This is a genomic window from Streptomyces sp. NPDC002032 (genome assembly GCF_042890765.1).
In the GTDB taxonomy this organism is placed as follows: domain Bacteria; phylum Actinomycetota; class Actinomycetes; order Streptomycetales; family Streptomycetaceae; genus Streptomyces.
Genome location: NZ_JBIASM010000003.1, coordinates 626,435 through 650,136 on the forward strand (window position 1 = coordinate 626,435; position 23,702 = coordinate 650,136).

Consider the following 23,702-nt stretch of genomic DNA (forward strand, 5'->3'; position numbering starts at 1 on the left):
CGCCCGCGTCGCGGAGTTACAACGGAACGATGTCGGGCGCTCCCAGCCGCGCCGCGTCCGCCGTCTGGTCGTCCGGCTGGCGCTGCGATTCGCGTTCCGCCTGTACCCGCTTCTCGTAGTGCTCGACTTCCCTCTCGATCTGCCCCTTGTCCCACCCGAGCACCGGAGCCATCAATTCCGCGCACTCCCTGGCCGATCGGGTCCCCCGGTCGAAGGTCTCGATCGAGATCCGGGTCCGTCGCGTCAGCACGTCGTCCAGATGCCGGGCGCCCTCGTGCGAGGCGGCGTAGACGACCTCGGCCCGCAGGTAGTCGTCCGCTCCGGTCAGCGGTTCGCCCAGCCCCGGGTCGGCCACGATCAGGTCGAGGAGTTCCTCCGTCAGGGAGCCGTACCGGTTCAGCAGGTGCTCCACCCGCGCCACGTGCAGTCCGGTCCGCGCCGCCGTCCCGGCCCGGCCGTTCCACAGGGCCCGGTACCCCTCGGCCCCCACCAGCGGGACGTCCTCCGTGACGCACGGCGCCACCCGCTGGTCCAGCCCGTGCACCGCCTCGTCGACGGCGTCCTTCGCCATGACCCGGTACGTCGTGTACTTGCCGCCGGCCACCACCACCAGCCCCGGCACCGGGTGGGCCACCGTGTGCTCGCGCGAGAGCTTGCTCGTCGCGTCCGACTCCCCCGCGAGCAGCGGCCGCAGCCCCGCGTAGACCCCCTGGACGTCGTCCCGGGTCAGCGGCACCGCCAGTACGGAGTTCACGTGCTCCAGCAGGTAGTCGATGTCGGCGCTCGACGCCGCCGGGTGGGCCTTGTCCAGGTCCCAGTCGGTGTCCGTGGTGCCGACGATCCAGTGCCGGCCCCACGGGATCACGAAGAGGACGGACTTCTCGGTGCGCAGGATCAGCCCGGTGCTCGAATGGATGCGGTCCTTCGGTACGACCAGGTGGATGCCCTTCGACGCCCGGACGTGGAACTGTCCGCGCTCGCCGATCAGCGCCTGCGTGTCGTCCGTCCACACCCCGGTCGCGTTGACGACCTGCTTGGCGCGGATCTCGTACTCGCCGCCGCCCTCCACGTCCCGCACCCGCGCGCCGACCACCCGTTCGCCCTCGCGCAGGAAGCCGACCACCTGCGCCCCGTTGGCGCAGTGCGCCCCGTACGCCGCGGCGGTCCGCACCAGCGTGGCGACGTAGCGCGCGTCGTCCATCTGGGCGTCGTAGTACTGCAGGGCCCCCACCAGGGCGTCCTTGCGCAGGGCCGGCGCGATCCGCAGCGCCCTGCGGCGCGAGAGGTGCCGGTGGGTGGGCAGGCCCCGTCCGTGGCCGCTGGAGACCGACATCGCGTCGTAGAGGGCCACGCCCGAGCCCGCGTAGAGCCGCTCCCAGCCCTTGTGCTGGAGCGGGTACAGGAACGGGACGGGCTTGACCAGGTGGGGGGCGAGCCGCTCCAGCAGCAGCCCGCGCTCCTTCAGGGCCTCCCGGACGAGGGCGAAGTCGAGCATTTCCAGGTAGCGGAGCCCGCCGTGGATCAGCTTGCTCGACCGGCTCGACGTGCCGGAAGCCCAGTCCCGGGCCTCCACCAGGCCCGTCGAGAGGCCTCTGGTCACGGCGTCCAGCGCGGTGCCGGCGCCGACCACTCCCGCGCCGACGACCAGCACGTCCAGCTCGCGCTCGGCCATCGCGGCGAGCGCCTCCGCGCGCTGCACCGGTCCCAGTGTCGCTGTCCTCACGGCTGCCTCCCGTTGCTGCGGGCCGAACCCGCTCGATGCGGGTGATCCCGCTCACATCTCCCGTTCACGATTCTGACCGGCCTCACCGACTTCAGCCACCGCCTGTGGACAACACAACGGTAGCCACCGCCGCACAATGCGACATATCTGTCATATATACGCCTAGTCTGACATTGCGCCTGCTCCCGGGGGCGTGCGGGCCTCTCCGGTCCCCTGCCCCGGGAACGCGTGCGCACCGCCCCCTCATGCCAGGGAAGGGAAGGGACGGCCCCCCATGCCCGCAGATCTCGCCGTCATCGGACTCGGCCACCTCGGCCTCCCCCTCGCCCAGGCGGCCGTCGCCGCCGGAATCGAGACCGTCGGCTACGACAGCGGCCCCACCACGGACAGCACCCTCACGGCCGCCGAGATCCGCCGCATGTCGGCGGCCGGCTTCCGGGTGACCACCAACCCCGCCGAGCTCGGCCGGGTCCGCACCGCCGTCATCTGCGCCCCCACCCAGCTGGGCGCCGACCGCGCGATCGACCTGAGCGCCGTCGGCGAGGCGGGCCGCGCGCTCGCCGCACGGCTGCGCCCGCACACCACCGTGATCCTCGAATCCGCCGTCCCCCCGGGCGTCACCGAGGACTACCTGCGCCCCGTCCTGGAGAGCGGCTCCGGACTGCGCGCGGGGCGCGACTTCCACCTGGCCTACTCCCCCAGCCGGCACGACCCGGGCAACCGCACCCACGGCATCGCGAACACCCCCAAGGTCATCGGCGGCCTCACCCCCGCCTGCACCGAGTCCGCGCACGCCTTCTACGCCCGCCTCACCGAGAAGGTGGTGCGCGCCCGCGGCCTGCGCGAGGCCGAGACGGTCCAGCTCCTGGAGACCAACTACCGGCACGTGAACATCGCCCTCATGAACGAGATGGCGGTGCTGTGCCACGACCTCGGCGTCGACCTGTGGGACGTCGTCCGGTGCGCCGAGACGAAGCCGTACGGGTTCCAGGCCTTCCGCCCCGGCCCGGGCGTGGGCGGACACGGCGTCCCCCTGGACCCCAATTACCTCCCCCACACCACCCGCACCCCGGGCCACCCGCTGCGCATGGTCGGCCTGGCGCAGGAGATCAACGACCGGATGCCGCAGTACGTCATCCAGCGCTCCGCCGCCCTGCTGAACGAGCACGGCAAGTCCGCCCGGGGCGCGCGGGTGCTGCTGCTGGGGGTCACGTACAAGCAGGACCTCGCCGACCAGGAGGGCTCCCCGGCGCGCGAGATCGCCAGCCGGCTCCTCGACCTCGGCGCCGTGATCAGCTACCACGACCCGTACATCGCGGGCTGGCGGGTGCGCGACCAGCCCGTGCCGCGCGCGGATTCGCTCTACGAGGCGGCCGCCAACGCCGACCTGACGATCCTGCTCCAGCACCACCGCACCTACGACCTGCAAGGCCTCGCCGTGAAGGCGCAGCTGCTCCTCGACACCCGGGGCGCCAGCCCGGCCGGGGCGGCCCACCGCCTCTGACCCGGCCCCGGGACCCGCCCCGCGCCCCGCCGCGCAGGCGACGCGCCCCGCCGCGCCCCGCCGCGCAGGCGACGCGCCCCGCCGCGCCCCGCCGCGCCCGCGGGTCACGGACGGGTCCCGGTCCGGTCACGGCCTGCACCGTCCCGCCCGTACGCCCGAAATCCCCCCTTCGGATGTCGGCACCCCCTGTTAGCGTGCGGCATCACTTATCTCGCACTTACGCTCGACCGGCGCAGGTGCGTCCTGATCCCTGGGGGGGATTTCCGATGAGCCAGAACTTCCAGCCGCCCGCGCCCTCGTCCTACACCGAGGTGCCCGCGCCGGCTCCCGCGCCTTCCGGCAACATCGGCCTCGGCATCGTCGCCGCCGTGGTGGCGGCCCTGGTCACGGCCGGTGTGTACGGCGCGATCATCGGCGCCACCGGTTACCAGGTCGGCTACGCCGCCGTCGGCGTCGGCGCCCTGGTCGGCTTCGCCGCGGGCAAGGTGGGCGGAGCCAACCCCCTGCTGCCGGTCGTCAGCGTCGTGCTCGCCCTGGCGGCCGTCTTCGCGGGCCAGATCTACGGCATCGCCTGGATCGCGGGCGACCAGCTCCAGCTCAGCACGCTCGACGTGCTGAACCTCGGCGTCTCCCCGCTGGTCGACGCCTGGAAGGAAGCTTCCAGCGCCATGACGTTCCTCTTCCTCGCCGTCGGCGGCTACGCCGCGTTCCAGACGGCCCGCAAGAGCGCCCACTGAGCTCCGTCCGCCGCGGGTGAATCGGAGCGATTCGCTCCGATTCACCCGCGTACGCGGCTCTGACCAGGCAAGACGCCCTCGGAAATGGCCGCCGAAATCCCTGTCGGGAGCGACGGCGCCGGTCATATGATCCGCGCGTGTCTGCACTCACGCCGCCGATCGGCCGGCCGCTCCTCGATCCCACCGAGCACTTCCCGGCCCTGGCCGCCCTGCGCTCCGCCGTCCGGCTGAAGGACGCGGCATCCGTTGCCGCCGCCTACGAAGCCCTTCCCGACGAGGACGACCGCGCCCTCGCCTGCTGGACCGTCGCGAAGACGCCCGACGCCGAGGCCTTCCTCCGGGACCACACCGGCCGCCACCCCGGCGACCCGCTCTTCGCCACCCTGCTCGCCACCGCGCTGGTCCACCGCGGCTGGGAGATCCGCAGCGCCGCACGTGCGCAGCACGTCAGCCGGCAGCAGTTCGACTCCTTCCACGCGCACCTGCGGCGCGCCGAGGTCCTGCTCATCGACGTCTGCGCCGCGCACCCGGACTTCGGCGCCGCCTGGAGCCTGCGCCTGACCACCGCCCGCGGGCTCGAACTGGGCCAGGGCGAGGCCATGCGCCGCTACGAGCGGCTCACCGAGCACCACCCCCACCACTTCTCCGGGCAGGCCCAACTGCTCCAGCAGCTCTGCCCCAAATGGGGCGGCGGCTGGGAGGAGGCACAGGGCTTCGCCCGCGTCTGCGCCCGGGCCGCGCCCGAGGGCAGCCCGAACGGCGCCCTCGTCGCCGAGGTCCAGATGGAGCGGTATCTGGAGCTGTGCCAGGACCACGGCAAGAGCGCCGCAGAAACGTATCTGCGCGCCCCCGAGCAGCACACCGCGCTCCAGGAGGCCGCCGCCCGTTCCGTCCTGCACCCCGCCGCCCGCCCCGACGCCTTCCGCACGGTCAACGCCCACAACGACTTCGCCGCCGTGCACAGCGCGGCCGGCCGCCACGCCGAGGCCGCCCCGCACTTCCGTGCCCTCGGCGACCGCGCCTGCGATTACCCCTGGGGCTACCTGAACGGCGACCACGCCGCCGCGTTCGCCCGTCACCGCAAGACCGCACTGGCCAAGGGCTGAGGAAGGCCACCATGACCACCGAGACCCCCGCCGCGCACACCACCCCCGCGCCGGACACCGCCGCGCACGCCCCCACCGGCACCCCCGCGCCGGACACCGCCGCGCACACCACCCCCGACGGCATCACGCACACCACCACCTGCGGCATCCGCACCGTCCTCGCCCCCGGCTCCGGCCCCGTCACCGCGGGCCTGCTCTTCCGGGTCGGACGCGCCGACGAAACCCTCGCCACCAGCGGCGTCACCCACCTCGTCGAGCACCTCGCCCTGCACCACCACGGCCTGGGCGACCTCCACTACAACGGCGCCACCGCCGCCGTCCACACCCACTTCCACGTCACGGGCACCCCGGCCGACGTGGTCGAGTACCTCAACGGCGTGTGCGCGGCCCTGCGCGACCTGCCCATGGACCGGCTGGAGACCGAGAAGGAGATCCTGCGCACCGAGGCCGCCGGCCGCAGCCACGGCCCCGGCCACGCCATGCCGCTGTGGCGCTACGGCGCCCGCGGCTACGGCCTGACGAGCTACGCCGAGGCCGGCCTGCACGGGCTCAGCGCCGACGACGTCCGCGACTGGGCGCGCACCTGGTTCACCGCCGAGAACGCCGTCCTGTGGATGACCTGCGACACCGTCCCCGACGGCCTCGACCTCACCCTCCCCACCGGCACCTGGCGCCCCACCCCCGAGCCCACCACCGCACTGCCCGCCACCCCCGCCTGGTTCCGGGGCGACGACGGCGGAATCGTCCTGAGCTCGGTGATCCCCCGCTCCACCGCCGGCAGCCTGTTCGCCGAAGTCCTCGGCAAGGAACTCTTCCGCGAACTGCGCCAGAAGGGCGGCTACTCCTACACCGCCGCCGCCGAGTACCACCCGCGCGACACCGGCCGGGCGACCGTCACCGCGTACGCCGACGCCCTGCCCAAGAAGCAGGACGCGATGGTCGGCGCCTTCGTCGACCTCCTCGCCAAGCTCCGCGCGGGCCGCATCGAGCAGGCCGACCTGGACTCCGTACGCGCGACCGCGCTCGCCCGGTACGACATCCCCGAGCCGGCCGTCGCCCGGCTCCCCGCGGAGGCCATGGACCTGCTGCTGCGACACCGCCCGCTCACCTTCGCCGAGGCCCGCGCCGAGCTGGAGGCGGTCACCGTCGCCGACCTCCACCGGATCGCCCGCGAGGTGTGGGCCGACGCCCTGGTGCAGGCCCCCGGCCGGGGCCTGGACTGGGCCGGGCTCACCGCGGCGCCCACCGGCTCCGCCGACCTGGTCACCGGACGGCGCTACACCTCGCTGGAGGACCCGAAGACCGCCCTCCTCGTGGCGGGCGACGGAGTCAGCCTCGTCGGCCCGAACGGACGGGTCACCGTCCGCTACGCCGACTGCTCCCTCGTGCACGCCTACCCCGACGGGGCCCGCCACCTGGTCGGCCACGACGGCTTCACCCTCGCCGTCGAACCCGCCCTCTACGGGATCGGCGCCACCGAACTGGCCCCCCTGGACGGCGGCGTCCCGCCCGCCGCCGTGGTCCGGATGCCGCCCCGCGACGCCGACCGCATCCCCCGGCCCCGCCCGGCGGAGCGGCCCGCCGCGCCGAAGGGACGTACGGCCTGGCTCACGGCGGTGCTCTGGCTGCTCGGCATCCCCGCCCTGCTCCTCACCGCCGTCTGCGCCCTGCTGACCCTGGCCGAGGTCGACACGGACCCCGCCGACGCGCTGGGCTGGCCGATGGTGGCCGCGTCCTGGGTCGTGGCGTCCGTCTTTCTCGTCCCGTGGGGCGTGTGCCTGCGCCGCCGCGGGCGCGGACTGGGCTGAGACACGCCCGAGGGCCGGCACCCCCAGCGGGGTACCGGCCCTCAGGACCGTCGCGCCGACGCGTCAGCGGCTGTGCTGCGAATCCGCGACCGTGACCTCGACCCGCTGGAACTCCTTGAGCTCGCTGTAGCCGGTGGTCGCCATCGAGCGGCGCAGCGCGCCGAAGATGTTCATCGATCCGTCCGGGCTGTGCGACGGGCCGGTGAGGATCTCCTCGGTGGTGCCGACCGTACCGAGGTCGACCTTCTTGCCGCGCGGCACGTCCTCGTGGACGGCCTCCATGCCCCAGTGGTTGCCCTTGCCGGGCGCGTCGGTGGCACGGGCCAGCGGGGAGCCGATCATCACGGCGTCCGCGCCGCAGGCGACGGCCTTCGGGATGTCGCCGGACCAGCCCACGCCGCCGTCGGCGATGACGTGCACGTAGCGGCCGCCGGACTCGTCCATGTAGTCGCGGCGGGCCGCGGCCACGTCCGCGACGGCGGTGGCCATCGGGACCTGGATGCCGAGCACGTTGCGCGTGGTGTGCGCGGCGCCGCCGCCGAAGCCGACCAGCACGCCCGCCGCGCCGGTGCGCATCAGGTGCAGGGCCGCCGTGTAGGTGGCGCAGCCGCCCACGATGACCGGGACGTCGAGCTCGTAGATGAACTGCTTCAGGTTCAGCGGCTCGGCGGCGCCGGAGACGTGCTCGGCCGAGACGGTGGTGCCGCGGATCACGAAGATGTCCACGCCCGCGTCCACGACGGCCTTGGAGAACTCGGCCGTGCGCTGCGGGGAGAGCGCGGCGGCGGTGACGACGCCCGAGTCGCGCACCTCCTTGATGCGCCGGCGGATCAGGTCCGCCTGGATCGGCGCGGAGTAGATCTCCTGGAGACGGCGGGTCGCGGACGCCTCGTCCAGCTCCGCGATCTCGTCCAGCAGCGGCTGCGGGTCCTCGTAGCGGGTCCACAGGCCTTCGAGGTTCAGCACGCCGAGGCCGCCGAGCTCGCCGATGCGGATCGCGGTCTGCGGGGAGACCACCGAGTCCATGGGGGCGGCCAGGAAGGGAAGCTCGAAGCGGTACGCGTCGATCTGCCAGGCGATCGAGACCTCCTTCGGGTCCCGGGTACGCCGGCTGGGGACGATGGCGATGTCGTCGAAGGCGTACGCCCGGCGGCCGCGCTTGCCGCGCCCGATCTCGATCTCAGTCACGTGTGGTGGCCTTTCCTGTGGGTCTGCCCGTCCAGTATCCCCGACGGGCGGGGCCTTGCGTCGCGGTGACCGCTGTACGGACGCACCCGCGGGTACGGAGGCACCCGCCGGCGCGGACCGTACGCGCACACGGCGGAGGGGCGGACCCGGCGCCTTCCGCCGGATCCGCCCCTCACCTCACGCGCTTCAGCCCTTGCGGCTGTAGTTCGGCGCCTCGACCGTCATCTGGATGTCGTGCGGGTGGCTCTCCTTGAGGCCCGCCGAGGTGATCCGGACGAAGCGGCCCCGGTCCTGCAGCTCGGGGACCGTACGGCCGCCGACGTAGAACATCGACTGGCGCAGGCCGCCGACGAGCTGGTGCACGACCGCGGAGAGCGGGCCGCGGTAGGGCACCTGGCCCTCGATGCCCTCGGGGATGAGCTTGTCGTCGCCGCCCACGCCCTCCTGGAAGTACCGGTCCTTGGAGAAGGACTTGCGGTCGCCGCGGGTCTGCATCGCGCCGAGCGAGCCCATGCCGCGGTACGACTTGAACTGCTTGCCGTTGATGAAGAGCAGCTCGCCCGGGGATTCCTCGCAGCCCGCGAGCAGCGAGCCGAGCATCACCGTGTCGGCGCCCGCGACCAGGGCCTTCGCGATGTCGCCGGAGTACTGCAGGCCGCCGTCGCCGATGACCGGGACGCCCGCGGCCTTGGCCGCCTGCGCGGCCTCGTAGATCGCGGTGACCTGCGGGACGCCGATGCCCGCGACGACGCGGGTGGTGCAGATGGAGCCGGGGCCGACGCCGACCTTGATGCCGTCGCAGCCGGCGTCGATGAGCGCCTGGGCGCCCTCGCGGGTGGCGATGTTGCCGCCGATGACGTCCACCGAGGAGTTCGACTTGATCTTGGCGACCATGTCGCCGACCAGGCGGGAGTGGCCGTGGGCGGTGTCGACGACGATGAAGTCGGCGCCCGCCTCGATCAGCGCCTGGGCGCGCTCGTACGCGTCACCGGCGACGCCGACGGCCGCGCCGACGAGGAGGCGGCCGTCCTTGTCCTTCGCGGCGTTCGGGTACTTCTCGGCCTTGACGAAGTCCTTGACCGTGATGAGGCCCTTGAGCAGACCCGCCTCGTCGACCAGCGGAAGCTTCTCGATCTTGTGGCGGCGCAGCAGCTCCATGGCGTCCACGCCGGAGATCCCGACCTTGCCCGTGACCAGCGGCATGGGGGTCATGACCTCGCGCACCTGGCGGCCGCGGTCCGACTCGAAGGCCATGTCGCGGTTGGTGACGATGCCGAGCAGCTTGCCCGCCGGGTCGGTGACCGGGACGCCCGAGATGCGGAACTTCGCGCACAGCTCGTCGGCCTCGCGCAGCGTCGCGTCCGGGTGCACCGTGATCGGGTCGGTGACCATGCCGGACTCGGAGCGCTTGACCAGGTCGACCTGATTGGCCTGGTCGGCGATGGAGAGGTTGCGGTGCAGCACGCCGACGCCGCCCTGGCGGGCCATCGCGATGGCCATGCGGGACTCGGTGACCTTGTCCATCGCGGCGGACAGCAGCGGGACGTTCACGCGGACGTTGCGCGAGATGAGGGAGGAGGTGTCGATCGCGTCAGGCGACATGTCCGACGCGCCCGGCAGCAGCAGCACGTCGTCGTAGGTCAGTCCGAGCGTGGCGAATTTATCGGGTACTCCGGTCGAACCGCTGTCGGTCATGACACCTTCCCAAATGGTCTTGCTCAGCGCGGATGTCCATGCTAACGGGATCCCGACGCGTCTCATTCCACGACCAAGGTCAAGCAGAAGTTTCGTCGTTTCCTACGAGGATTCCGCCGTTCGACGGAAGGCCCGGAGGCTCCGGCAAGCCGACGACGGCCTTCGGGCGGCCCTCGGCGGCCCTACTGTTCCGCGAGCGCCCGCAGCCGGCTCAGCGCCCGGTGCTGCGCGACCCGGACCGCCCCCGGGGACATGCCGAGCATCTGCCCGGTCTCCTCGGCGGTCAGCCCGACGGCCACCCGCAGCACGAGCAGCTCGCGCTGGTTCTCCGGCAGATTGGCCAGCAGCTTCTTGGCCCAGGCAGCATCACTGCTGAGCAGTGCCCGCTCCTCGGGGCCCAGCGAGTCGTCCGGCCGCTCCGGCATCTCGTCGGAGGGGACGGCCGTGCTCCCCGGATGCCGCATGGCGGCCCGCTGGAGGTCGGCGACCTTGTGCGCGGCGATGGCGAAGACGAACGCCTCGAAGGGGCGCCCGGTGTCCCGGTAGCGGGGCAGCGCCATCAGGACGGCGACGCAGACCTCCTGCGCCAGGTCCTCCACGAAGTGACGAGCATCACCGGGGAGCCGTGACAGCCGGGTCCGGCAGTAGCGGATCGCGAGGGGGTGAACGAAGGCCAGCAGATCGTGCGTGGCCTGCTCGTCACCCTCCACCGCACGGCGTACGAGCGCGCTGACGGGCCCGACGTTGCCGCCTCCGGCGGCGCCGGTGGGGCCTGTGGCCGCGGGTGACCCCAGGGCCTCGTCGTCGCGCATCAATCCATGGTGCCTTGGCGCCGGAGCATTCGCGCCGCCGTGGTCCGTGTTGTGCATCGAAGCGTTATGAGCGGGTGCGCCGGAACTCATCATGTGCGCCCTCCCCTCCGCTCGGCCCGAATCGTCGCCCCCGGGGACCCGGGGACTCGACCTCTCCAAGAATGCGGCACACCACCAAGGATGCGGCATCGCGCCCGAAGCGACACGTCCCCCGGATTGTGCCCTGCCAATCCCCGGCGGGTCACCGGGTACGACAGGACGTTCGACGGCGGCCGGAGAACTGCCGCCCCGTCCGCCAGAGGCGGACGGGAGCGTTCCGGACGGCCGCCCGTCGGCCGCGGCGGATCAGCGGACGAGGCCCCAGCGGAAGCCGAGCGCCACGGCGTGCGCGCGGTCCGAGGCGCCGAGCTTCTTGAAGAGCCTGCGGGCGTGGGTCTTGACCGTGTCCTCGGAGAGGAAGAGCTCGCGCCCGATCTCCGCGTTGGACCGGCCGTGGCTCATGCCCTCCAGCACCTGGATCTCGCGCGCGGTGAGCGTGGGCGCGGCGCCCATCTCGGCCGAGCGGAGCCGGCGCGGGGCCAGTCGCCAGGTCGGGTCGGCGAGCGCCTGGGTGACCGTGGCCCGCAGTTCGGCGCGCGAGGCGTCCTTGTGCAGGTAGCCGCGGGCGCCGGCGGCGACCGCGAGGGCCACCCCGTCCAGGTCCTCGGCGACCGTCAGCATGATGATGCGGGCGCCGGGATCGGCGGACAAGAGCCGGCGGACCGTCTCGACACCGCCCAGCCCCGGCATCCGTACATCCATCAGAATCAGGTCGGAGCGGTCGGCACCCCAGCGGCGGAGGACTTCCTCGCCGTTGGCAGCCGTCGTCACACGCTCGACGCCGGGCACGGTGGCAACCGCGCGACGGAGCGCCTCTCGGGCAAGCGGGGAGTCGTCGCAGACGAGGACGGATGTCATGACCGCCCTCCGCAGCTGCTGATGCGCGTCACCTTGAGCCTCCAGGCTGGTACGTATCGTCACCTGTGCGATCGATGCTCTCGGACACCTGTCCGGGAACTTCTCGGTTCAACCGCACTCGCTCTCTCAACGACGGTCACTCGAAAGAGTTACGGGTCGGACGGACACCTTCGGCACTCTACGTGAGGAAGCGATCACGACACGGGAGGCGCAAGGTATCTGTCCTCCATCTGGAGCTATGCCCTATTTGGCGGCTTTTCTTCCGTTTGGCATGTGTCTGAGGCTAGATTCCCAATGAGTCATATTTACATCTACTACGACAGTAGGTGTGGAGACATGGACCGTATCCGCCTCAGTACCGGCACAAGAGGGACTACCCATGGCAGATTTCTCCCGCCTCCCCGGACCGAACGCCGACCTCTGGGACTGGCAGCTGCTGGCTGCCTGCCGCGGGGTCGACAGCTCCCTGTTCTTCCACCCGGAAGGCGAGCGGGGCGCGGCCAGGAGTGCGCGCGAGGCCTCGGCTAAAGAGGTCTGCATGAGATGCCCGGTGCGCTCGGAATGCGCCGCGCACGCACTCGCCGTCCGCGAGCCCTACGGGGTGTGGGGCGGCCTCACCGAAGACGAACGCGAGGAGCTGATGGGCCGCGCCCGGCACCGCCTGATCCCCGCCTCGACCACGATCGGCCCCATCGCCCCTCACTGACCGGACACCGCCGAAACACCCGAAGGAACGTTTCTTCACCACGGGTTTCTTCACCGCAGCCGGGCAGCGCCGGCTCGCGGCACCAGGTCCGGGCCGTCACGCGTCCGGCCGCACCGCCTCCCCGGTCACCGCCGGGAGGGGCCCGGTCAGCGCGCGGCGGCCCGCACCAGTTCGCCCAGGGTCGCCGCCACCGCCGGTACGCGGGCCAGGTCGGGCAGCGTCAGCGCCACGATCTCCCGCTCCACGGCGGGTTCCACGGCCAGGGTGCTCACGCCCTTGGCCCGTACGGACTCCACCGCCAGCTCCGGCAGCACCGCCACCCCGAGACCGGCCCCGACGAGGCCGACCACGGCCGGGTAGTCGTCGGTGGCGAAGTCGATGCGCGGGGTGAACCCCACGCCCTCGCACACCTCCACCAGATGGCGGCGGCAGCGCGGACAGCCCGCGATCCAGGGCTCCTCGGCCAGCTCCGCCATGCCGACCCGCTCGGCCCCCGCCAGTCGGTGGCCCTCGGGAACCAGCCCGACGAGCCGGTCGGTCAGCAGCGGGGTGACCACCAGGTCCTCCCATTCGGCGGCCGCCCCGCGCTCCCCGCCGCCGTCGCCCCCGTAGCGGAAGGCCAGCGCCAGATCACAGTCGCCCTCGCGCAGCATCTCCACGGACCGCGGCGGCTCCGCCTCGACCAGCGAGATCCGGGTGCCCGGGTGCGCGGCGCGCATCGCCGCGAGCGCGGTGGGCACCAGGGTCGAGCTGCCGCTCGGGAAGGAGACCAGGCGCACCCGCCCGGCGCGCAGCCCGGCGATGGCCGCGACCTCCTCCTCGGCGGCCGTCAGCCCGGCCAGGATCCCGGCGGCGTGCCGCACCAGGGCCTCGCCGGCCTGGGTCAGCCGCATCTCGCGGCCGGTGCGGATCAGCAGCGGGGTGCCGGCCGACTGTTCGAGCGCCTTCATCTGCTGGGAGACGGCGGGCTGGGTGCAGCCGAGTTCGCGGGCGGCGGCGGAGAAGGACCCGGTCCCGGCGACAGCGCGCAGGACCCGGAGATGGCGTGCCTCAATCACCTTTCGAGCATAAGTCAGACTTTGACCCCGACGCCAATGTTCCACCGCCCCTTTGAGCAGACCCGCCCGGCGGCACCCGGCCCTCACGGATGCACCCGCTCGGGTACGGACGCCGATCGGGACGGCGGCTAGGTTGCGCACATGACGACTGCGTTGATTACGGGATCCACGGCGGGCATCGGCGCCGCCTTCGCCCGGCGGCTGGCCGCCCAGGGACACAACCTCGTACTGGTGGCCCGCGACACCAAGCGGCTGGCCGAGCAGGCCACGGAGCTGCACGACCGGCACGGCATCGAGGCGGAGGTGCTGGCCGCCGACCTCTCCACGGAGGAGGGCATCGCGTCGGTCGAGACCCGCCTCGGGGACCGTACGCACCCCGTGGACCTGCTGGTCAACAACGCGGGGTTCGGCAACAAGGGCCGCTACCTCGAGGTCTCCATGGCCGACGAGCTGACCATGATCAAGGTGCACATCGAGGCGGTGCTGCGGCTGACCTCGGCGGCGACCGAGTCGATGCGCTCGCGCGGGCGCGGCGGGGTCGTCAACGTGGCCTCGGTGGCCGCCTTCGTCCCGCGCGGCACCTACGGCGCGAGCAAGGCCTGGGTCGTGCAGTTCACCCAGGGCGCCGCGAAGGACCTCGCGGGCTCGGGGGTGCGGCTGATGGCGCTGTGCCCGGGCTTCGTACGGACCGAGTTCCACCAGCGGGCGGGCATGGGGACCGACAACATCCCCGGCTGGCTGTGGCTGGACGCCGACAAGCTGGTGGCGGCCGCGCTGGCCGACCTGGCGCGCGGCAAGACCGTGTCGATCCCGGACCCCCGGTACAAGGCGCTGATGGGCGTGGTGAAGCTGGCGCCGCGCGGGCTGCTCGGCGGGGTGTCCTCCCGTACGGGCCGCAAGTACGGACCCCAGTAACCCGGCCGACCGGGTGAAATCTCCCTAAACTGGACGTGTCCCATCCACCGCGGGAGGCGACCCGATGACATTCGTACAGGTAATCGATTACGAGACCACGCGGTTCGAGGAGATGAACGCCCTCATCGACCGCTACGCGGAACAGACCAGTGGCAGGCGCACGGTCACCCACACCATGATCGGCCGGGATCGGGACGCGCGGACGCACTACGTGGACCTCGTCGAATTCCCCTCGTACGAGGAGGCCATGAGGAACTCTCACCTCCCGGAGACCGACCGGATGTTCCAGGAGATGGTCGCCCTCTGCGAGGGGATGCCCACCTTCATGAACCTCGACGTGGTCCGCGACGAGTACCTCAACAAGCTCGTCGCGAACCGGTTCTTCGAGGACATCGCGGTCAAGGGTGACTTCGACGTCATCGAGGAGTGCATCGCGGCCGACTACATCAGCCACGACATGATGGACACGGAGGGCCGGGGCAACGGCCGGGACGGAGTGCGGCGCACCATCTCCATGTGGCGCGACGCGTTCGACTTCACCTTCTCCCTGACGCGCCAGCTCGCCGAAGGGGACTGCGTCACCACCCTGTGGGACTGGCGCGGCACGCACCGGGGCGAGTTCATGGGCATGGCCCCGACCGCCCGGGAAGTCTCCATGTCGGGCAGCACGACCTGCCGGATCGAGAACGGGCAGATCGCGGAGGACTGGTGGTACTACGACGCCCCCGGGCTGATGCGGCAGCTGGGCATGGCACAAGGCCGGCCGTCCTGACGGGTGGCGGCGCCTGACGCCGGGCACCGCCGGATCAGCCGGACACCGCCCGGATCAGCCGGCCACCGCCCGGATCCGCCGGATCCCGCCCGGATCCCGCCCGATCCCGCCGGGCACGCAAGAGGCCCTGGTCACCCCCGCTCGGCAGCGGTGACCAGGGCCTTCTCACGCGTCAGGCGGCGTCAGCCTCAGTGGCTGTGGCCGTGACCGTGGCCGTGACCGGCGTCGGCCTCTTCGTCGGCCGGCTTCTCGACGACCAGGGTCTCGGTCGTGAGCAGCAGGGAGGCGATGGAAGCGGCGTTCTCCAGCGCGGAACGGGTGACCTTGACCGGGTCGATGACGCCGGCCTTGACCAGGTCGCCGTACTCGCCGGTGGCGGCGTTGAAGCCCTGGCCCTTGTCGAGCTCGGCGACCTTCGAGGTGATGACGTAGCCCTCGAGGCCGGCGTTCTCGGCGATCCAGCGCAGCGGCTCGACGGCGGCGCGGCGGACGACGGAGACGCCGGTGCCCTCGTCGCCGGTCAGGCCGAGGTTGCCCTCCAGGACCTTGACGGCGTGGACGAGCGCGGAGCCACCGCCGGAGACGATGCCCTCCTCGACCGCGGCGCGGGTCGCCGAGATGGCGTCCTCAAGGCGGTGCTTCTTCTCCTTGAGCTCCACCTCGGTGGCGGCGCCGACCTTGATGACGCAGACGCCGCCGGCGAGCTTCGCCAGGCGCTCCTGCAGCTTCTCGCGGTCCCAGTCGGAGTCCGTGGACTCGATCTCGGCCTTGATCTGGTTGACGCGGCCCGCGACGTCAGCGCTGTTGCCGCCGCCGTCGACGATGGTCGTGTCGTCCTTGGAGATGGTCACGCGGCGCGCGGAACCGAGGACGTCCAGACCGGCCTGGTCGAGCTTGAGGCCGACCTCCTCGGCGATGACGGTGGCACCGGTGAGGGTGGCCATGTCCTGGAGCATCGCCTTGCGGCGGTCACCGAAGCCGGGGGCCTTGACGGCGACCGCGTTGAAGGTGCCGCGGATCTTGTTGACGACGAGGGTGGAGAGCGCCTCGCCCTCGACGTCCTCGGCGATGATCAGCAGCGGGCGGGAGCCGCCGGCCTGGATGACCTTCTCGAGCAGCGGCAGGAGGTCCTGGATGGAGGAGATCTTGCCCTGGTTGATCAGGATGTACGGGTCGTCGAGGACGGCCTCCATACGCTCCTGGTCGGTGACCATGTACGGCGAGAGGTAGCCCTTGTCGAAGGCCATGCCCTCGGTGAACTCCAGCTCCAGGCCGAAGGCGTTGGACTCCTCGACGGTGATGACACCGTCCTTGCCGACCTTGTCCATCGCCTCGGCGATGAGCTCGCCGACCTGCGAGTCCTGCGCGGAGAGCGCGGCCACGGCGGCGATGTCGGACTTGTCCTCGATCGGACGGGCGGTCGCGAGGAGCTCCTCGGACACGGCCTTGACCGCGGCGTCGATGCCCTTCTTCAGGGCGGCCGGGGAGGCGCCCGCGGCGACGTTGCGCAGACCCTCGCGGACCAGCGCCTGGGCCAGCACGGTGGCGGTGGTGGTGCCGTCACCCGCGATGTCGTTGGTCTTGGTCGCCACCTCCTTCACCAGCTGGGCGCCCAGGTTCTCGTACGGGTCGTCCAGCTCGACCTCGCGGGCGATGGTGACACCGTCGTTGGTGATGGTGGGAGCGCCGAACTTCTTGTCGATGACGACGTTGCGGCCGCGGGGGCCGATCGTCACCTTGACCGTGTCGGCAAGCTTGTTGACGCCGCGCTCGAGAGCGCGACGGGCGTCCTCGTCGAACTTGAGAATCTTCGGCATGGGAGCGGTTCAGCCCTCTCGTTGCGATCCCCGGCCGCTCACCGCGACCGCCTGGAACGAACTACGCCCCTCGCCGCCCGGCATCAGCAGGGGTGACCAGGGGCGTAGCTCAAACAAAAACTGGAGAAGTGTCTTACTTCTCGACGATCGCGAGCACGTCGCGGGCCGAGAGGACGAGGTACTCCTCGCCGTTGTACTTCACTTCGGTGCCGCCGTACTTGGAGTACAGGACGACGTCGCCGACGGTGACGTCGAGCGGGAGACGCTGGCCGTCCTCGAAGCGACCGGGACCGACCGCGAGGACGACGCCCTCCTGGGGCTTCTCCTTCGCGGTGTCCGGGATGACCAGGCCAGAGGCCGTGGTCTGCTCGGCGTCGAGCGGCTGGACCACGATGCGGTCCTCAAGCGGCTTGATGGCAACCTTGGAGCTGGTGGTCGTCACGATCCGACCTCCCCCTTCGGAGATCCGGGGTTAACTGTCTGGGGTGGCGACCAGGTCGATCCGTCGTCGCGGGTGCCGGACCTACCTGTCGCTGCGTTGGCACTCACCAGTGGCGAGTGCCAGGTGCGACACTATTCCGGCGATTAGCACTCGGTCAAGCGGAGTGCCAATCCAGCTGCGCGCGGCGTCGCGATCCGGCCTCTCCTCAGCCCCCCGGGCGGCGGTCCGAGGACGGCCCCGGGGCAGCCTGAGTACCCGTACTCAGGCGTCGGCGGCCGCCCCCGGACCACACTGCGTCCATGACGACGACACCGAGTGGGCGCGGCGGGCCCGGCTGGGCCGCGGACCTCGCCGGGGCCCTGCTGCTGACCGTACTGGAGGCGGCCGTCATCGCCGCGGGCCTCTACTGCTCGGTCTTCGCCGCCTGGGACCCCGGCGGCAGTGACGAGGGCCGCGGGCGCCGGGTCCTGATCTGGGTGCTGGGCGGGCTCGTGCTGGCGGCCGCGGGCGCCGCCGTCCTCTCCGGGCGCGCCTTCCGCCGCCGCGCCCCCGTCACCGGATGCGTCCAGGCCCTGGTGTGCGCGGTGATCCTCCTGGGCACCGCGGCCATCGCCGTCGAGTCCCGCGACGAGCTGCGGCCGGCGCCCGCGCCCGCGCCGGGGCACGGCGCGCCGGGGCACGGGGGGACGTACGGGCCGTGCGCCGGCGGCGGGGACGACCACGCGTGTCCGGGAGGGTGATCCGGCCGGCGCGCGGCGGCGGCCGGGCGGCGCGTGCGAGATGGGCAGTATGTGATGGTTGGCCCGTGTGTGCCCTGTAGCCCGTGTGTGACAGTTGAGCCGTGCGCATCCTCGTGGTCGAAGACGAAGACAACCTGGCCGAGTCCCTCCGCCAGGGCCTGTCCGCCGACGGCCACCGCGTCGAGGTCGCCCGCGACGGCCACCGCGGGCTGGAACTGGCCCTCACCGGCGGGCCGTACGACGCCGTCCTGCTGGACCTGATGCTCCCGGGCCTCGGCGGCGCCGAGATCTGCGCCCGGATGCGCGCCCACGGCGACCCCACCCCCGTCCTGATGCTGACCGCCAGGGACGGCGAGTACGACGAGGCCGAGGGCCTGGACGCGGGCGCCGACGACTACCTCACCAAACCGTTCTCCTTCGTCGTGCTCGGCGCCCGCCTGCGCGCCCTCGCCCGCCGCGCCGCCGCCCCCGAACCCACCGTGCTGCGCGCCGGCGACCTGGTCCTCGACCCGCAGGACCGCCGCTGCCGCCGGGGCGAGATCGACATCGAGCTCACCGCGCGCGAGCTCGGCGTGCTCGCCTGCCTGATGGAGCGCCCCGGCCGGGCCGTCGCCAAACAGGACATCCTCGACGAGGTCTGGGACGCGCCCCACGGCATCGACCCCAACATCGTCGAGGTCTACGTCTCCTCCCTGCGCAAGAAGATCGACGCCCCCTTCGGCCGGCGCTCCATCCTCACCGTCCACGGCACCGGCTACCGGATGGCCCCCGACGGTGGTTAGCAGCGTCCGCGCACGGGCCGCCCTGGCCGCCGCGCTCGCGATGGCCGCCGTCCTGGCCACCGGCGGACTGTGGCTGTTCACCCTCACGCGCGCCAACCTCCTCGACAACACCACCGGCCGCACCGAGCTGGCCGCCCGGAAGGTCGCCGCCCAGCTCGACACCCGGACGCTGCCGCCCGGCGGCCGGCTGCCCGCGCCCGAGAGCGGCGTCGACCTGGTCCTCGTACGGGACGCGGCCGGCCGGACGGTCGCCACCAGCGGCGGCCCCCAGGACGTCCCCGGCCTCACCGCACTGCGGCCCGCCCCCGGCCAGGACTCCCGCGCAACCGTCCTCCCGCCCGCCCACCCCGGCGCGGAACGGCGCACGGCGGTGGTGGTCACCACCCCCGGCCCGCCCGGCGCGCACGACCCGCACGCCCCCTACGCCGTGTACGCGATGACCGTGCTCAGCGACGTCGACGACGCCACCCGCGCCACCGCCCTCGGACTCCTCGCCGGCGCGCCCCCGCTGATCGCCTTCTCCGCGGCCCTGGCCTGGTGGGTCACCGGACACGCGCTGCGCCCCGTCACCGCGATCCGCACCGAGCTGGCCGCCGTCACCGCGAGCGAGCTGGACCGGCGCGTCCCCGACCCCGGCGGCGCCGACGAGATCGCCCGGCTGGCCCGGACCGTCAACGACACCCTCGACCGGCTGGAGCGTTCCGACGCCCGCCAGCGCCAGTTCACCGCCGACGCCTCGCACGAACTGCGCAACCCCCTGGCCGCCGTCCGCGCCCGGCTGGAAATCGCCCTCGCCCGGGAGCACCCCGACCGGGAGTCGGTGGCCGCCGCGCTGGCCGACACCGAACGGCTCCAGCGGATCGCCGCCGACCTGCTGCTGCTGGCCCGCCTCGACGGCGGACCCGCGCCCCGCCCCGCCGAACCGGTGGACCTGGCGCTGCTCGCGGCGGAGGACGCGGCCCGGCGGTCCGCTCCCCGGGTGCCGCTGCGGCTGGAGGCGCGGGCGCCCGTACCGGCGTACGGGGATCCGGCGCGGCTGGAGCGGGCCCTGGCCAACCTGGTGGACAACGCCCTGCGGCACGCCCGTACCGGGGTCCTGGTCCGGACCGCCGCCGAGGACGGCTGGGCGGTGCTGGAGGTGACCGACGACGGGCCGGGCATCCCGGAGGCGGACCGCGACCGGGTCTTCGAGCGGTTCGTGCGCCTCGACGCCGACCGGGGCCGCGCGAGCGGCGGCACCGGGCTGGGGCTGGCCATCGCCCGGGAGATCGCGCGGGCCCACGGGGGCGACGTACGCGCCCTGCCGGCGCCGGGCGGCGGAGCGCGGCTGCGGCTGCGGATCCCGGGGAGGGGGTGAGGGGGCGAGGCTGAGGGGGCGGGGCGGGGCGGGCGCGTGGGGGGCTGCTGCGCGCTCAGGATTCCTTCAGCGGGTCTGCGCGAGCATCGTCAGGCATGAGCGCGCAACGGAGGAAGACCAGCCGCCGCCGGCCCTCGCCGCGGCGGATCGGCCGCACCCTGCTGATCACGGGCTGCGCCCTGACGGTGATGGCGGGCGGCACCGCCTGGTACGTCTACCGGGACCTGGCATCGAGCATCGGCAGCTCCAAGGCCCTGGAGGGCGCCGAGAAATCGGCGCACGGGGACGTGAACATCCTGCTCATGGGCCTGGACAGCCGCCGCGACCAGAACGGCGACCCGCTGCCCGAGGAGGTCCTGGACCAGCTGCACGCGGGCAGCTCGGACATCGGCGGCTACAACGCGAACACCCTGATCCTGCTGCACGTCCCGGGCGACGGCGGCCGGGCGCAGGCCTTCTCGATCCCGCGCGACGACTTCGTGGACATACCGGGGCGGGGCAAGGACAAGGTCAAGAAGGCGTACGGGCTGGCGAAGGCGGCCCGGGAGGACCAGCTGTCGGCGCAGGGGGTGCGCGACCGGCGGCGGCTGGAGCAGGAGGGGCGCGAGGCGGGGCGCAGGGCACAGATCGACACGGTGCGCGGCTTCCTCGGCGTCCCGGTCGACCACTTCGCCGAGCTGAACCTGGCCGGTTTCTACCACCTGGCGGATGCGCTGGACGGCGTACCGGTGTGCCTGAAGAAGCCGGTGAAGGACCGGTACTCCGGCGCTGACTTCCCCGCGGGCCGGCAGACCCTGAACGGCCGGCAGTCCCTGGCCTTCGTACGGCAGCGGCACGGGCTGGCCATGGGGGATCTGGACCGGACGAAGCGGCAGCAGGCCTTCCTGGCGGGCGCGACGCAGAAGCTGAACTCGGCCGGGACCTTCACGGACCCGGTGAAGCTGCTCAGGCTGATCGACACGGCGAAGGAGGACGTCGTGACGGACGCGGGCTGGGACCTGCTGGGGTTCGTGAAGCAGGCGAAGAACCTGTCCGGCGGAAAAGTGCGGTTTACGACACTCCCCGTCGAGGGGTTCGGAAGGAACCATGGGGAGGACATCAACGTCGTAGATGATATGAAGATAAAGCGCCTCATTGCCGAGCAGATCGGTCCCCAGACCACTGCCACCCCGAGTGCACCGAGCGCCATGTCCTCTGCTCCCCTTCCCCCCTCGTCGCCGCCGGCGTCACCCTCATCACCGCCGTCGGCGTCACCCTCATCACCGCCGTCGCCCCCGTCACCGGGGGAAGAGCCCGGCACCATCGACGGCGGCGGCGTCCCGTGCGTGGACTGAGGCCGCTGACGGCTTCGGGCGCCCGCCGCCGCACCGAAGCGCTGCTGCTGCTCCTCGTCATCGGCATCGCGGTTTTCGGCCATGTGAGCGCCGGTCTGGCGATGAACGGGGAGCTGCCGCAGCAGCTCACCAGCTTCGTCATCAGCATGACGCTGCTCTCCCTGGTGGGGCACCTGGGCATCCGCCGGTTCGCCCCGTACGCGGATCCGCTGATCTTCCCGCTCGCCATGCTGCTGACCGGGCTCGGCCTGGTGCTGATCCACCGTCTCGACCAGGGGTACATCGAGCGGTACGGGTCCGACGCGAACGCGCCCGGCCAGCTGATGTGGACGGTGGTCGGGGTCGCCGCCTGCATCCTGGTGGTGGCGCTGCTGCGCGACCACCGGCTGCTCCAGCGGTTCATCTACATCACCATGGCCGTCGCGCTGGTGCTGCTGATCGCGCCCGCGTTCTTCGGCGCGGACACGTACGGGGCCAAGCGCTGGATCATCCTCTTCGGCTTCTCGCTCCAGCCCGGCGAGTTCGTGAAGATCATGATCGCGATCTTCTTCGCGGGCTACCTGGTCATCCACCGCGACTCCCTGGCGCTGACCGGCCGGAAGTTCCTGGGCATGCGGCTGCCCCCGATGCGGCAGCTCGGACCGATCATCACGGTGTGGATCGTGTCCATGCTCGTCCTGGTCTTCGAGCGCGACCTCGGCACCTCGCTGATCTTCTTCGGCGTCTTCGTGGTGATGCTCTACGTGGCCACCGAGCGCACCAGCTGGATCGTGTGCGGGCTGCTCATGGCCTCCGTGGGCGCCTTCGTGGTGGGCTCGACCGAGCCGCACGTGAAGGCGCGCGTGGCGGCCTGGCTGGAGCCGCTGTCCTACTACTGGAAGGACCGCCCGCCGGGCGTCACCTCCGACCAGTCGGCGCAGGCGCTGTTCAGCTTCGGCACCGGCGGCGTCTCGGGCACCGGCCTGGGGATGGGCCACCCGGAGCTGATCAAGTTCGCGGGGCGCAGCGACTTCATCCTGACCACGGTCGGCGAGGAGCTCGGCCTGGCCGGCGTCATGGCCGTCCTGCTCCTCTACGCGCTCCTCGTGCAGCGGGGCCTGCGGATGGCGCTGGCCGCGCGCGACCCCTTCGGCAAGCTGCTGGCGGTGGGCCTGGCCTCGGCGCTGGCGCTCCAGGTCTTCGTGGTGGCGGGCGGCGTCACGGGCCTGATCCCCCTGACCGGCAAGGCGCTGCCCTTCCTGGCGAAGGGCGGCTCCTCGCTCCTGGCCAACTGGATCATGATCGCCCTGCTCCTGCGCATCAGCGACAGCGCGGAGCGCCAACGCGAAGCGGACGCCCGAGGCCCGGCGGAAACCACGATCACCCCCCTGGTCGCGGCGGGGTGAGGGGGCGGGGCGGGGGTGGGGGGGCGGGGTCCGGGGGGGGGCGGGGTCCGGGGGGCGGGGTCTTCGCGGAGCAGCATCAGGGAGGGTTTGGTGGTCTCCCGTCAGTCTCATCGTCCTTCCGTGTCGTGCCGGTCCCTCAAGGGCGCTCCTTCGTCGCGTCGCTTCGCGATGGCCTTCGGCCACCCTTGACCGACCGTCCCGCCACGGAAAAACGAAGACTGCCGGGAAACCCCCAAAAGAACGTTCACGGGGCAGAGAGCCTGGCCGATCGTCATCAGGGAGCCGAGACCCCCACCGCCGAGGACACCCAGGTGGGCCCGATGTCCGGCCCTCCCAGACCACATTCGGCGCCAGGGGCAGCCAGACCACACCAAACAGCGACCAGAACAACCGAGCGGGACGTTCGGCGCATCGGATCGCTACGCGCTTCTCTCGGCATAGCGTCTGCGGCCCGTCTGGGGCTGGACATAAGCCGCCCAAGGCTCGTCCAGGGCCGGCAGTCACGCGTCTGCGGCCGTGTTGGAGTGAGAGAGCGACGAGAGTGAGTTTTCATGCGGGTTGAGGGCGATCGTGGTCTGTCGAGCGTCATCTGACGATCTCCATCCGCCGATCTCCGTCTGCGGGGGGGGCGGTCGCCGCTCTCCGTCCGCCGGGGGGCGGTCGCTCGTCAAGTAGGGCCATTTCTTCGCCTTGGGCGGCTTATGTCCAGCCACAGACGGGCGGCGGACGCTATGCCGGGCGAAGCGCGTAGCGATCTGATGCGCGGGGGCTTCTGCTGGAGCCGCAGGCTCGTCGTATCGCTGTCTGGTGTGGTCTGGCCGCCCCCGGCCCGGAATGCGAGGCGCACGGGCCGGATGTCGGGTC

Annotated in this window: 20 protein-coding genes; 12 read left to right on the forward strand and 8 right to left on the reverse strand. The window is 72.2% G+C overall.

Annotation, left to right across the window (positions count from 1 at the left end; translation table 11 throughout):
* Nucleotides 1-16: 16 nt before the first annotated feature.
* Nucleotides 17-1,723, reverse strand: a complete 1,707-nt coding sequence (locus ACFYYT_RS10980; protein WP_351826781.1) for a glycerol-3-phosphate dehydrogenase/oxidase — start codon at nucleotides 1,721-1,723, stop codon at nucleotides 17-19.
* Between the two features lie 274 nt (nucleotides 1,724-1,997).
* Between ACFYYT_RS10980 and ACFYYT_RS10985 the strand changes: the two genes are divergently transcribed.
* From ACFYYT_RS10985 to ACFYYT_RS11000, 4 genes are all read left to right on the forward strand, one after another.
* A complete protein-coding gene (locus ACFYYT_RS10985) occupies nucleotides 1,998-3,227 on the forward strand; it encodes a nucleotide sugar dehydrogenase (protein ID WP_362133620.1) in 1,230 nt (409 codons plus the stop codon).
* A 266-nt stretch (nucleotides 3,228-3,493) separates the two neighbouring features.
* Entirely contained in the window at nucleotides 3,494-3,964 is a 471-nt protein-coding gene (locus ACFYYT_RS10990; RefSeq protein ID WP_351829650.1) for a hypothetical protein, read from the forward strand.
* A gap of 137 nt (nucleotides 3,965-4,101) precedes the next feature.
* Complete coding sequence (locus tag ACFYYT_RS10995; protein ID WP_351829653.1) at nucleotides 4,102-5,070, forward strand: hypothetical protein; 969 nt, start codon at nucleotides 4,102-4,104, stop codon at nucleotides 5,068-5,070.
* A gap of 11 nt (nucleotides 5,071-5,081) precedes the next feature.
* Entirely contained in the window at nucleotides 5,082-6,878 is a 1,797-nt protein-coding gene (locus tag ACFYYT_RS11000; protein WP_351829655.1) for an insulinase family protein, read from the forward strand.
* Between the two features lie 63 nt (nucleotides 6,879-6,941).
* Here the strand turns inward: ACFYYT_RS11000 and ACFYYT_RS11005 are convergent, their stop codons facing one another.
* The 4 genes from ACFYYT_RS11005 to ACFYYT_RS11020 all read right to left on the reverse strand — a co-directional run bounded on the left by ACFYYT_RS11005 (nucleotide 6,942) and on the right by ACFYYT_RS11020 (nucleotide 11,530).
* The gene (locus ACFYYT_RS11005) at nucleotides 6,942-8,066 is read right to left on the reverse strand and encodes a GuaB3 family IMP dehydrogenase-related protein (RefSeq protein WP_351829658.1); all 1,125 of its coding nucleotides are present in this window, start codon (nucleotides 8,064-8,066) and stop codon (nucleotides 6,942-6,944) included.
* 186 nt (nucleotides 8,067-8,252) lie between these two features.
* Nucleotides 8,253-9,761, reverse strand: coding sequence for an IMP dehydrogenase (guaB, locus tag ACFYYT_RS11010; RefSeq protein ID WP_351829660.1), 1,509 nt, complete (start codon nucleotides 9,759-9,761; stop codon nucleotides 8,253-8,255).
* Between the two features lie 182 nt (nucleotides 9,762-9,943).
* The gene (locus ACFYYT_RS11015) at nucleotides 9,944-10,573 is read right to left on the reverse strand and encodes a sigma-70 family RNA polymerase sigma factor (RefSeq protein ID WP_351829663.1); all 630 of its coding nucleotides are present in this window, start codon (nucleotides 10,571-10,573) and stop codon (nucleotides 9,944-9,946) included.
* 345 nt (nucleotides 10,574-10,918) lie between these two features.
* Nucleotides 10,919-11,530, reverse strand: a complete 612-nt coding sequence (locus ACFYYT_RS11020) for a response regulator transcription factor (protein WP_003948568.1) — start codon at nucleotides 11,528-11,530, stop codon at nucleotides 10,919-10,921.
* Nucleotides 11,531-11,909: 379 nt separating this feature from the next.
* On the opposite strand from ACFYYT_RS11020, the gene ACFYYT_RS11025 reads away from it, so the two are divergent.
* Nucleotides 11,910-12,236, forward strand: coding sequence for a WhiB family transcriptional regulator (locus ACFYYT_RS11025; RefSeq protein WP_351829666.1), 327 nt, complete (start codon nucleotides 11,910-11,912; stop codon nucleotides 12,234-12,236).
* Nucleotides 12,237-12,382: 146 nt separating this feature from the next.
* Here ACFYYT_RS11025 and ACFYYT_RS11030 read toward each other — a convergent pair whose 3' ends face one another.
* The gene (locus ACFYYT_RS11030; protein ID WP_351829667.1) at nucleotides 12,383-13,294 is read right to left on the reverse strand and encodes a LysR family transcriptional regulator; all 912 of its coding nucleotides are present in this window, start codon (nucleotides 13,292-13,294) and stop codon (nucleotides 12,383-12,385) included.
* A 141-nt stretch (nucleotides 13,295-13,435) separates the two neighbouring features.
* Here ACFYYT_RS11030 and ACFYYT_RS11035 point away from each other — a divergent pair, with 141 nt between their 5' ends.
* Together ACFYYT_RS11035 and ACFYYT_RS11040 are read left to right on the forward strand one after the other, a co-directional pair.
* Nucleotides 13,436-14,209, forward strand: coding sequence for an SDR family oxidoreductase (locus ACFYYT_RS11035; RefSeq protein WP_351829669.1), 774 nt, complete (start codon nucleotides 13,436-13,438; stop codon nucleotides 14,207-14,209).
* A gap of 64 nt (nucleotides 14,210-14,273) precedes the next feature.
* Entirely contained in the window at nucleotides 14,274-14,981 is a 708-nt protein-coding gene (locus tag ACFYYT_RS11040) for an ester cyclase (protein WP_351829671.1), read from the forward strand.
* 188 nt (nucleotides 14,982-15,169) lie between these two features.
* On the opposite strand, the gene groL is transcribed toward ACFYYT_RS11040, so the two are convergent.
* Complete coding sequence (groL, locus tag ACFYYT_RS11045; protein WP_351829673.1) at nucleotides 15,170-16,798, reverse strand: chaperonin GroEL; 1,629 nt, start codon at nucleotides 16,796-16,798, stop codon at nucleotides 15,170-15,172.
* A 133-nt stretch (nucleotides 16,799-16,931) separates the two neighbouring features.
* Nucleotides 16,932-17,240 carry a co-chaperone GroES gene (gene groES / locus ACFYYT_RS11050; protein ID WP_008739621.1) on the reverse strand — a complete coding sequence of 103 codons (309 nt, stop codon included), beginning with the start codon at nucleotides 17,238-17,240 and terminating at the stop codon, nucleotides 16,932-16,934.
* 299 nt (nucleotides 17,241-17,539) lie between these two features.
* Between groES and ACFYYT_RS11055 the strand changes: the two genes are divergently transcribed.
* From ACFYYT_RS11055 to ACFYYT_RS11075, 5 genes are all read left to right on the forward strand, one after another.
* Nucleotides 17,540-17,980 carry a DUF6234 family protein gene (locus tag ACFYYT_RS11055; protein ID WP_351829676.1) on the forward strand — a complete coding sequence of 147 codons (441 nt, stop codon included), beginning with the start codon at nucleotides 17,540-17,542 and terminating at the stop codon, nucleotides 17,978-17,980.
* A 101-nt stretch (nucleotides 17,981-18,081) separates the two neighbouring features.
* Nucleotides 18,082-18,762: a response regulator transcription factor gene (locus tag ACFYYT_RS11060; protein ID WP_351829679.1), complete on the forward strand. Its 681-nt coding sequence runs from the start codon at nucleotides 18,082-18,084 to the stop codon at nucleotides 18,760-18,762.
* Entirely contained in the window at nucleotides 18,755-20,119 is a 1,365-nt protein-coding gene (locus ACFYYT_RS11065) for a HAMP domain-containing sensor histidine kinase (RefSeq protein WP_351829681.1), read from the forward strand. The genes ACFYYT_RS11060 and ACFYYT_RS11065 overlap by 8 nt, the downstream gene beginning before the upstream one ends.
* Nucleotides 20,120-20,214: 95 nt before the next feature.
* The gene (locus tag ACFYYT_RS11070; RefSeq protein WP_351829683.1) at nucleotides 20,215-21,453 is read left to right on the forward strand and encodes an LCP family protein; all 1,239 of its coding nucleotides are present in this window, start codon (nucleotides 20,215-20,217) and stop codon (nucleotides 21,451-21,453) included.
* Nucleotides 21,441-22,838: an FtsW/RodA/SpoVE family cell cycle protein gene (locus ACFYYT_RS11075; protein ID WP_351829685.1), complete on the forward strand. Its 1,398-nt coding sequence runs from the start codon at nucleotides 21,441-21,443 to the stop codon at nucleotides 22,836-22,838. Before ACFYYT_RS11070 ends, ACFYYT_RS11075 begins: the two co-directional genes overlap by 13 nt.
* Nucleotides 22,839-23,702 lie beyond the last annotated feature (864 nt).